This is a genomic window from Pusillimonas caeni (genome assembly GCF_003545815.1).
Lineage (GTDB): Bacteria > Pseudomonadota > Gammaproteobacteria > Burkholderiales > Burkholderiaceae_B > Pusillimonas > Pusillimonas caeni.
Genome location: NZ_PDUW01000005.1, coordinates 349,108 through 358,288, shown reverse-complemented (window position 1 = coordinate 358,288; position 9,181 = coordinate 349,108). Strand labels below are relative to the sequence as shown.

At 52.7% G+C, this 9,181-nt stretch carries 7 protein-coding genes; 4 read left to right on the top strand and 3 right to left on the bottom strand.

Features of this window, described 5'->3' with window-relative positions; translation table 11 throughout:
• The 4 genes from CSC67_RS13600 to CSC67_RS13585 form a co-directional block, all read left to right on the top strand.
• A partial coding sequence (locus tag CSC67_RS13600) for an efflux RND transporter permease subunit (protein WP_118995077.1) occupies nucleotides 1-2,309 on the top strand: 2,309 nt, incomplete at its 5' end.
• A 51-nt stretch (nucleotides 2,310-2,360) separates the two neighbouring features.
• The gene (locus CSC67_RS13595) at nucleotides 2,361-3,050 is read left to right on the top strand and encodes a heavy metal response regulator transcription factor (protein WP_118995076.1); all 690 of its coding nucleotides are present in this window, start codon (nucleotides 2,361-2,363) and stop codon (nucleotides 3,048-3,050) included.
• Entirely contained in the window at nucleotides 3,050-4,399 is a 1,350-nt protein-coding gene (locus CSC67_RS13590; RefSeq protein WP_118995044.1) for a heavy metal sensor histidine kinase, read from the top strand. The genes CSC67_RS13595 and CSC67_RS13590 overlap by 1 nt, the downstream gene beginning before the upstream one ends.
• 332 nt (nucleotides 4,400-4,731) lie before the next feature.
• Nucleotides 4,732-5,037, top strand: coding sequence for a DUF4148 domain-containing protein (locus CSC67_RS13585; protein ID WP_118995043.1), 306 nt, complete (start codon nucleotides 4,732-4,734; stop codon nucleotides 5,035-5,037).
• A gap of 264 nt (nucleotides 5,038-5,301) precedes the next feature.
• Here the strand turns inward: CSC67_RS13585 and CSC67_RS13580 are convergent, their stop codons facing one another.
• The 3 genes from CSC67_RS13580 to CSC67_RS13570 form a co-directional block, all read right to left on the bottom strand.
• Complete coding sequence (locus tag CSC67_RS13580) at nucleotides 5,302-6,405, bottom strand: porin (RefSeq protein ID WP_118995075.1); 1,104 nt, start codon at nucleotides 6,403-6,405, stop codon at nucleotides 5,302-5,304.
• Between the two features lie 266 nt (nucleotides 6,406-6,671).
• Nucleotides 6,672-8,051, bottom strand: coding sequence for an ArnT family glycosyltransferase (locus CSC67_RS13575; RefSeq protein WP_167752892.1), 1,380 nt, complete (start codon nucleotides 8,049-8,051; stop codon nucleotides 6,672-6,674).
• Nucleotides 8,052-8,121: 70 nt separating this feature from the next.
• Entirely contained in the window at nucleotides 8,122-9,153 is a 1,032-nt protein-coding gene (locus tag CSC67_RS13570) for a glycosyltransferase family 2 protein (RefSeq protein WP_118995041.1), read from the bottom strand.
• Nucleotides 9,154-9,181 lie beyond the last annotated feature (28 nt).

The window sequence follows — 9,181 nt, the reverse complement described above, 5'->3', positions numbered from 1 at the left end:
GCGCAGCAACCGAGAACGGCCGCGAGGTCGTGCTGGGCACGGCATTCATGCTTATGGGAGAAAACAGCCGGGCCGTCTCCCACGCGGTCGACAAGAAAATGCAGGACATCAACCGCACGCTGCCCGAGGGGGTAAGCGCGGTGACCGTCTACGATCGTACGGTACTCGTCGACAAGGCGATCGCCACTGTCCAAAAGAACCTGCTCGAAGGTGCAGTTCTGGTCATCGTGGTGTTGTTCCTGTTTCTAGGCAATATCCGCGCAGCGGTGCTTACGGCGCTCGTCATCCCATTGGCCATGTTGTTTACTTTTACCGGCATGGTTTCGGGCAAGGTCAGCGCAAACCTGATGAGCTTGGGCGCTCTCGATTTCGGCATCATCATCGATGGCGCGGTGGTGATCGTCGAAAACTGCATAAGACGCCTGACCCATGCGCAAACCCGTATTGGCCGGCCACTGACCATTTCTGAGCGATTGCACGAAGTCTTCGCGGCCTCCAAAGAGGTGCGTCGGCCACTGATATTCGGTCAACTCATCATCATAATCGTGTATTTGCCCGTCTTCGCCCTGACAGGCGTGGAAGGCAAGATGTTTACGCCGATGGCTTTCACCGTGGTGACAGCCTTGCTGGGTGCGATGATCCTCTCTGTGACCTTTGTACCCGCAGCAGTTGCACTATTCATTGGGAAGCGGGTCACGGAGAAGGAAAGTGTTTTGATTCGTGCGGCCAAGCGAGCCTATCGTCCCGCTCTGGATCTGGCGATGTCCAACAAGCCGGTTGTCCTAACCGCAGCGGTCGTCGCCGTCGTCCTTTCCGGTCTCATCGGCGCACGCATGGGCAGCGAGTTCATTCCCAGCTTGAACGAAGGAGACTTCGCCATTCAGGCCATGCGCGTGCCTGCCACCAGCCTGACTCAGTCCGTGGAAATGCAGCAGCAACTGGAACGCAAGCTGCTCAAGGAATTCCCTCAAATAGAGCGCATATTTGCTCGCACCGGCACGGCCGAGGTGGCCTCTGATGCCATGCCGCCTAATATTTCAGACGCCTATGTCATGCTCAAACCCGAAAGCCAGTGGCCCGACCCCGGTCTGCCGCGCGACGAGCTTATACGACAGGTACAGGAGTCGGCCGCCGAACTGCCCGGCAGCGCCTATGAATTTTCCCAACCGATTGAGCTGCGTTTCAACGAACTGATTTCGGGCGTGCGCTCGGACGTGGCCATCAAGGTTTTCGGCGACGATATGGATGTATTGAACACCACGGCAGCGCAAATTGCCCAAGTGCTAGAGCAGGTACCAGGAGCCACGGGTGTCAATACCGAACAAACAACGGGATTGCCTGTTCTCACGGTTTCCATTGACCGCGCTCAGGCGGCACGCTATGGGCTATCGCTTCAAGAAGTGCAGGACGCGGTGGCTGTCGCCGTTGGCGGGCGCGAAGCCGGCACCCTGTTTCAAGGCGATCGGCGCTTTGCCATGGTCGTACGCTTGCCGGAGGCCTTGCGCAGCGATGTGGACGCTGTCAAACGATTGCCGATTGCACTGCCGGCCGGTGCAGGAGGCGTTGTCAATCAAATTCCACTGGGGTCGATCGCGTCGTTGGAAACTACAGCCGGTCCAAATCAGTTCAGTCGAGAAAACGGTAAACGCCGTGTGGTGGTCACATCCAACGTTCTAGGGCGCGACATTGGCTCGTTCGTCGCTCAGGCTCAAGAACGCCTGCAGAGCCAGGTACAAGTGCCCGCGGGCTACTGGGTGGAGTGGGGAGGAACGTTTGAGCAACTTCAATCCGCCACAACACGGCTTCAAGTGGTGGTGCCGGTTGCTCTGCTGCTCGTGTTCATTCTGCTTTTCATGATGTTCAACAACATCAAAGATGGCCTGCTGGTGTTCACCGGCATTCCTTTCGCACTCACGGGTGGCATCATCGCGCTTTGGATGCGCGGCATTCCCTTGTCCATCTCAGCCGCAGTGGGTTTCATCGCCCTGTCGGGGGTGGCGGTGTTGAACGGTTTGGTGATGCTGTCCTTCATTCGCGGTTTGCGGGAAGAAGGGCTGGAGCTTGTCGCGGCGATTCGCGAAGGCGCGTTGACTCGCTTGAGGCCGGTGTTAATGACGGCGCTGGTGGCTTCTTTGGGTTTTGTACCCATGGCGCTAAATACAGGCACTGGCGCCGAGGTGCAGCGACCATTGGCTACAGTGGTAATAGGCGGCATCGTTTCATCAACTCTGCTGACCTTGCTGGTACTACCGCTACTGTATGAGCTGAGTCACCGTCGGGCAGCCGCCCGGGAGAGACAAGAACAATAATGCTGTCTTATGTGGCGTTGAAGTGCTGAACGGAGTAGGTAGGTGGATGCCATGAGAATCCTGGTTATCGAAGACGAGCGCAAGCTCGCAGATTATCTGAAGCGCGCGCTGTCTGAACATAATTACGTCGTAGACGTAGCATTCGACGGGAGCAGCGGCCTGCACCTAGCTCGTGAAGCCCAATACGATCTAATCCTATTGGACGTCATGCTGCCGGAGATGGACGGTTTTTCAGTACTACGTGCATTGCGCAGGAGTGACTCCGTTCCGGTCTTGATGTTAACGGCGCGGGGGAAGGTTGAGGATCGTGTACGAGGCTTGCAAGACGGTGCGGATGATTACCTGGTAAAACCTTTTGCATTATCCGAGCTATTGGCTCGAGTCCTCGCTCTCAGTAGAAGAAGCCTGCGCGCCGCATCCGAAACTCACAACCAGAATGTATTGTGGGTGGGCGATCTGGAGCTCGACTTGTTGTCCCGCAAGGCTACTCGCGCGGGCTGCCGCCTGGATTTGACAGCAAAGGAGTTCACTTTACTGACGTTGCTCATGCGCAAAGAAGGTCAGGTACTGTCTCGTTCCGATCTTGCAGAACATGTATGGGATATTAACTTCAATAGCAATACGAATGTAGTCGAAGTTGCTGTCCGTCGGCTCCGCGGAAAAGTGGACGACCCCTTCGAGACTAAACTGCTGCATACGGTCCGTGGAATGGGCTACGTTTTGGAGCTGCGGGAGAACTGATGCGGCTTCGTAATTCTGCTTCATTGCGGCAATGGCTGTCTCGTTGGTTAGCAATACAGACATTTCTTGCTCTTGGTTCCGTGTGCATAGTTGTTTATGTCCTCACCAACTTGAACTTGTCCGTGCGCCAAGAGGCTTTACTACAGCAAAAGCGTGCGGTCATCGAACATTTGGTTGATGAGTTTACCTCCAAAGGGGACTTTTTAGCGCTGGATCATAAACTCACAGATTTTTTCTACGGTGCGCCCGAATTCATGTTGAGGTTAGAAATTGACGGCACTGTTTATGTGTATGGCGAACCCGACGAAGTAGCAAAGACCAGTAACCAAAGAAAACTCATCTTTTCGCTACCGTCGCCAAATACGCCCGACGTGAAGATGTTGGCCGAACTCTATCTGAATACAACGGCCGACATGCATTTGCGTACCATGCTGGCCTGGACGCTTCTCGGGTGCGCGCTGATCGGCGCACTTATCGTTTCCATCATGGGAGACGTGCTCGTACGAAGAGCGCTATCGTCGCTCAAGAGCCTTGGGCAGCAGGCAGAAAAGCTGTCCGCTGATCGTATTGGCGAGCGATTGGATGAAAGCGGCCTTGCCTCGGAAATCAAGCCATTGGTAGTCCAGTTTAATGCGGTGCTCCAACGCTTAGAGAGTGCGTACATCCAAATGGAGGGTTTCAATGCGGACGTGGCACATGAGTTACGAACACCTCTTGCCACGTTGATGGGCGAAACAGAATTTGCGTTGGTGGCAAAGCGAAATACATCGGAATTGTGCGACATCCTTGGGTCAAATCTCGAAGAGTTGCAACGCATGACGGTGATCGTGAACGATATGTTGTTCCTCTCTCAAGCTGGCAGAGGATTGCGAATTCGCTCCACAGACGTATTCAGTCTAAGTGGACTGGTTAAAGAGGTTTTTGAGTATCACGAGGCCGAGGCGGCAGAGGCGGGGGTTACGCTCAAAGTTGAAGGGGACAGGGTTGCGCATGTCGATCGGTCGCTGTTTCAGCGTGCGGTTTCAAATCTTGTCTCTAATGCTATTCGGTACAGCCTTCCGGCTAGGGATGTCATAGTGACAATCGGTGTGCAAGCAGAAACTATTCGGATTACCGTGCTTAATACAGGAAAGACGATTGAAGAACAATATTTACCTCGTTTGTTTCTACGCTTCTATCGTCTAGATCCGGCACGAACGCGGGCAGCGGGTCATCATGGACTGGGGCTAGCTATTGTCGCTGCGATAGCACGTATGCACGGAGGGGAGCCTTATGCCTCTTCAGACCCGATGGGTACAAGAATTGGTTTTACGATTTCTTCGAGACTGCTTGAGCGTGAAGATGCTTAACAGTTCAGGCTCAGTTATTTTGAGGCGATGTATTACTAATACAGGACTGAGTGCATTTTGCGGTGAACGAGAAGGCCTGATTGATATGTGCGTTGCCTTGGAAGGATTGGCACCATATGAGCCCGCGCAGTGGGTATCCTGGATCAGGATTTTCCTCAAGGGACTTCAGAGTGATTTATCAAGCTACAGAGCAGTCATATTACGAAAAAGTAATCAGACGGTCATGCTTGGGTTGGTAGCGGATGGTTAGAATATTTCCTACACGCTGAACGAATTAAATGTTTGGGATCCGGTTTGGATGCGTGGAACCGGCCAGGAATAAAGGAAAATGAATGACACTTAATCTGAAACTGTTAATTGCTACGATGGCGATCGCCGTTTCTCCTATAGCAAGCGTGAGCGCGAGTTCAGTATCTACGGTACCGGCTAACGGAGACCGTCAATTAACCAGAGCTGAAGTGCTTGCCGATTTGGAGATGTGGAAGCGTGCTGGCCTGCACAAGCTCCATGAAGGTGGTGAAACGCCCGATACTTTTAGCTCAGAGTACCGTTCAGCTTACGCCGAATATATTCGGATGCGCAATGGAGTGGAGTATAAGCAGGAGTTGCAGCGGCAGCAAGAAAAACGTCGTTCCTAAAGGAGAGCGCGCGGTCTGACCTTCTGTAGGCGCGCTGCGGTCTTTCAGGCGTATATCGTTATCGGTATACGCCTTTTTCATTTGATGGCAGCTAGGCATAATTTGTTCATCGGCAAACGTCGCAATCTAATGTCACGTTTTTTAATACGAATGTCGACGTAATCCGCTAATTTGAGTGCCTCATGTTGGAAACGGATCAATGTGATTATTTCCATTGATGCACTGAAAGGCCAGTGCATCAATGAGGTGTACCCTATTTAGGTCTTAGAAGCTATGGCGTAGGCCGACGCCAATAGATTGAGTCTTGTTGCCGGATATCAAAGCGACGTTGCGACCGTACGCTCCTTGGGCGTATAACGAAGTGCGGGAAGACAGCTTGTGCGTATACGCCAAGCTTAAGATATGCTGAGACGCTAGTTCCTGCCCAGTGTACGCCGTTCCGTCCTTGCGAGGATCCACCATTCCCCAGCCAATAAGCATTTTTCCTGAATCTCCTACCGGTGCGCTCAAACCGATACCGTATGAATAGGCGCGGAATCCATCGTTGTAGGCCTGGATGCTCCCGAAACCCAAGTCGGAATTGCGCAATTGGGATGGCGTGCCGAACCAGCCGTCATCGGTGATTCCGAAGCCAAGATGCAGTTCGACCAAGTCGAAGTCGTAGCTGCCCGCAAGATTCCACGACCTTGCTCTGATGCCGGTTGCTGTTTCGGCATCGCTTATCTGATCATAAGTCAGCACCGCAGCCAATGGGCCGTTTGTATAGCGTAAACCGGCGGTAAGCGCTCGAACGTTTGGATCGCTCTGCCCACTTTGCTTAAACCTTTGTTCACCATCCGCATTGAAGGAATAACCAATGCCAACTTGGAAGCCTGACATAATGGGGGACTGATACTGCATTTGGTTATCGTATCTGACCTCCGCCACGCTGAATGTGCCGGCAGTACGGGATTGGTTGAAATTGTTGCCGAAGGGCGTGGCAACCCCCGACAACCAGCGATAGGCAATGTTTCCTTGTCGCCCAAGAGTCACCTGACCCCATGTGTCCGACTTGACACCGACTATGGCTTCACGGCCGAACAGTCGGCCGCTCTGGCTTTGTGTTCCATTGACCAGACTAAAGCCGTTCTCCAGGACGAATACAGCCTTTAGTCCATTTCCGAGGTCTTCAGTACCTCGCAAGCCCCAGCGGTTACTGGACTGGCCACCGTCCCAGACACCAACTCTGGATCCTTTTGTCGTATCGCTTTTGAACTGGGTGTAGCCGAGCCCTCCGTCTACCAGGCCATACAATGTGACTGCGGTATCGGCTTGTGCAGAAGCTGCGAACCCAATTGTTAAGGCAGTTGCCACTATTTTCTTTCTCATGAAATCCTCAAAAATTAGTCTAAATATAATCAGCGAAATTGATATAGTGAGTCGCTCGATCAACCGTCCGAAATGGGGGTGTCAACATCTCAACAGTTCTTTATTAACATTACGTGACCACCGTGAAACATTACTGAAATGTAATTATGGTGATGGGTTGGTGTAATGTTTTGGGGATTGGCTCTCTGATACTTGGCCAATTGAATTGGATTTTGGAATACTTCGTCTTGGCCTTCCGATGCGAGAGCATGGTTGCATAATCTGGATTATTGTGCGTGCTTCTCGGGCATCGGTGTGAGGTCGTACAAGCTATAGCGCTTACTCTGGAAAATGAGTTTCAGGCTCGATGCCGACATCCTCAGTGCGTCGAACGCCTGGCTTCTTGGCATAGCTATCAATGCGCTCTGTCCTGCTTCGAGCAACGATCCTAGTCGCGAGGAGGGGATGAGTTCAGCTTGGCCGCGTGAATAGAATCTCGCGGAGAATGGACGGCTGCCGACAAAGTACAATTTTTTTCCGGCCTCCAAGTCCTGAGCGGCTGCCATTACCAGCTCCTTTTCTGTTTTAAGCTGAGCAGGTGCGACCAATGCTATTGCTCCTACCGCGATTGAGAAAGCAGGCACCAGACTGCCTGCGGCAATAAGGGCATAACTTGTTCGTCGCGATGTTGAAACACAGCAAGTTGCCGTTGCCGCCTGGGCAAGAAGCAGAGCGAGGGCAGGCAGGCTTGGCAGGACATAGGTCCAGAGGATGTTGGCGGAGAATGTGAAGAACACCATCGCCGCCAAAGTCCAGAAGATCAGGAAGGTTACAACGGGCTTTTTTACAAAGCACGCTAACTTTGTCCTGCGCCTAGAGCGGATCATTGACCAGAGCAGAACAGCCAGACCCAATGGGCCCCATGGTAGCGAGGCGAATAGCCACTCTATCCATATGCGGCCTAACGGCTTTTCATGGGCCGTTCCATAAAGATCTCCATTCCAGCCGCCATCGAGGAATCTAAGAAAGTGCTCGCCGACAATGAAATACTGTAGGAAACCGGGTGTCTTGATCTCGGCAGCGATGTACCACGGCAGGCTGAGAGCGAAGATCAGGAAGAGGCCAGAAAGCCATGGGAAAACGTTTATCCGTGTGCGTCGATCAGGTTGTAGCGCCAGCCAGGGAACTATCGCTATCGCAACAAGTACGACGGCCAAGGGGCCTTTTGATAATAACCCTAGAGCAATTCCGACAAAGAACCCATAGCGCCAGAACCATGTCGGCTTAAGCGGCGCGACGACGAATGCCAACATCGAAAGCGTCACACCAAACGCAAAAAAGGGGTCGGTCAGAACCGCGCCGGCACTCACCATAGGGAGGAGCATCGTCGACAGGATCAACGTGGCCCACTTCGCCATACGTTTGTCGCCAATCACTATACCTGCATGGTAAACAAGGATAGTCAGCGCAACCGTTACCAAAAAAGAGGGCAGCCTGATGCTGAATTCAGTTAGGCCGAGTGACTTTATACTAAATGCCTGAGCCCAGAACGAAAGAGGGGGTTTTCCCCAAAATGGAGTGCCTGGTTCGAACCATGGCGTGATCCAATCCCCCGAAGCTGCCATGACTCGTGCAATCTCGGCATATCGAGGCTCCGAGGTATCCATGAGCGGGAGTGTCGCCATACTGAAGAGCCGCGCCAGAATGAGAACTGAAATCACCCATAGGAATCGACGCTCAAAGACTAACAATATTTGCCCTGTCCGCAGAAGAAAGGTCGCTTGCCCCCACAGTGTTCATGTCAATCACATCACGTACCACATAGAGCGGCCGTTGTTTGGATTCCATGTACGCCTTGCCGGCGTATTCTCCGAGTAAACCTATGGTCAGCAACTGAATACCGCTAAGCAATGTAATCATTGCCATCAGCGAAGGATAGCCTGGCACATCGTGGCCGAAGAGCACGGTCTTGAGCAGAATCCAGAACCCAAAGAATCCGCCGAATAAAGCGACGATCGTCCCTAGAGCGGCAGCCCAGCGCAACGGGGCGGTAGAGAATGATGTGATTCCCTCTAGAGCTAGGCCAAATAGGGCAAGGTAGTTCCATTTTGTCGTACCCGCTGCGCGAGGGTCTCGATCGTAATCGAGAATGGCTGTTGGAAACCCGACCCAGGCGTACAAGCCCTTCATGTACCTGCATCGCTCTGGGAACAACAAGAGCAAATCGACAACGCGCCGACTCATCAGACGGAAGTCGCCGGTGTCAGAGGGTATCTGGGATCGACTTAAGCCGCTCAAAATACGATAGAAGCTGAATGCTGAAAAGCGTTTCAGCCAGCCTTCTCCATGGCGACGTCGCCGACGCATCGAAACCACGTCGACTCCCGACCTCCACGCCTGAACCATTTTGGGAATGAGTTCCGGCGGGTCTTGCAGATCAGCATCCAGAACAATGATCGCAGCCCCGGTGGCGTGCGCAAGGCCCGCGCTCATAGCGGCTTCCTTGCCGAAATTTCGACTTAATCTCACTACTTTTGTTTTAGGGTGAGTTGGAATGATGGCGGCCAGAATGGAGATGCTGTCATCGGTACTGCCATCATCGACAAACACTATTTCATAAGATTCGGATAGTGAATTCAGAATTGGCGTAAGTCGTGCATGGCAGAGCGAAAGAACCTCTCGCTCATTGAAGAAGGGAATAATGATCGATAGTTGGACGGCGTTATGGTTAGATTCTTTAGAAGTGAAACCAAAAGGTGGCGTAGTCATGGGACTAAAGTAGGCTCAAGGACGAGAA

What these genes read in the sequence shown, in the direction of transcription:
- CSC67_RS13595 (WP_118995076.1), top strand. Translation starts at nt 2,361, where the DNA reads ATGAGAATCCTGGTTATCGAAGACGAGCGCAAGCTCGCAGATTATCTG.
- CSC67_RS13590 (WP_118995044.1), top strand. Translation starts at nt 3,050, where the DNA reads ATGCGGCTTCGTAATTCTGCTTCATTGCGGCAATGGCTGTCTCGTTGG.
- CSC67_RS13585 (WP_118995043.1), top strand. Translation starts at nt 4,732, where the DNA reads ATGACACTTAATCTGAAACTGTTAATTGCTACGATGGCGATCGCCGTT.
- CSC67_RS13580 (WP_118995075.1), bottom strand. Translation starts at nt 6,405, where the DNA reads ATGAGAAAGAAAATAGTGGCAACTGCCTTAACAATTGGGTTCGCAGCT.
- CSC67_RS13575 (WP_167752892.1), bottom strand. Translation starts at nt 8,051, where the DNA reads ATGGATACCTCGGAGCCTCGATATGCCGAGATTGCACGAGTCATGGCA.
- CSC67_RS13570 (WP_118995041.1), bottom strand. Translation starts at nt 9,153, where the DNA reads ATGACTACGCCACCTTTTGGTTTCACTTCTAAAGAATCTAACCATAAC.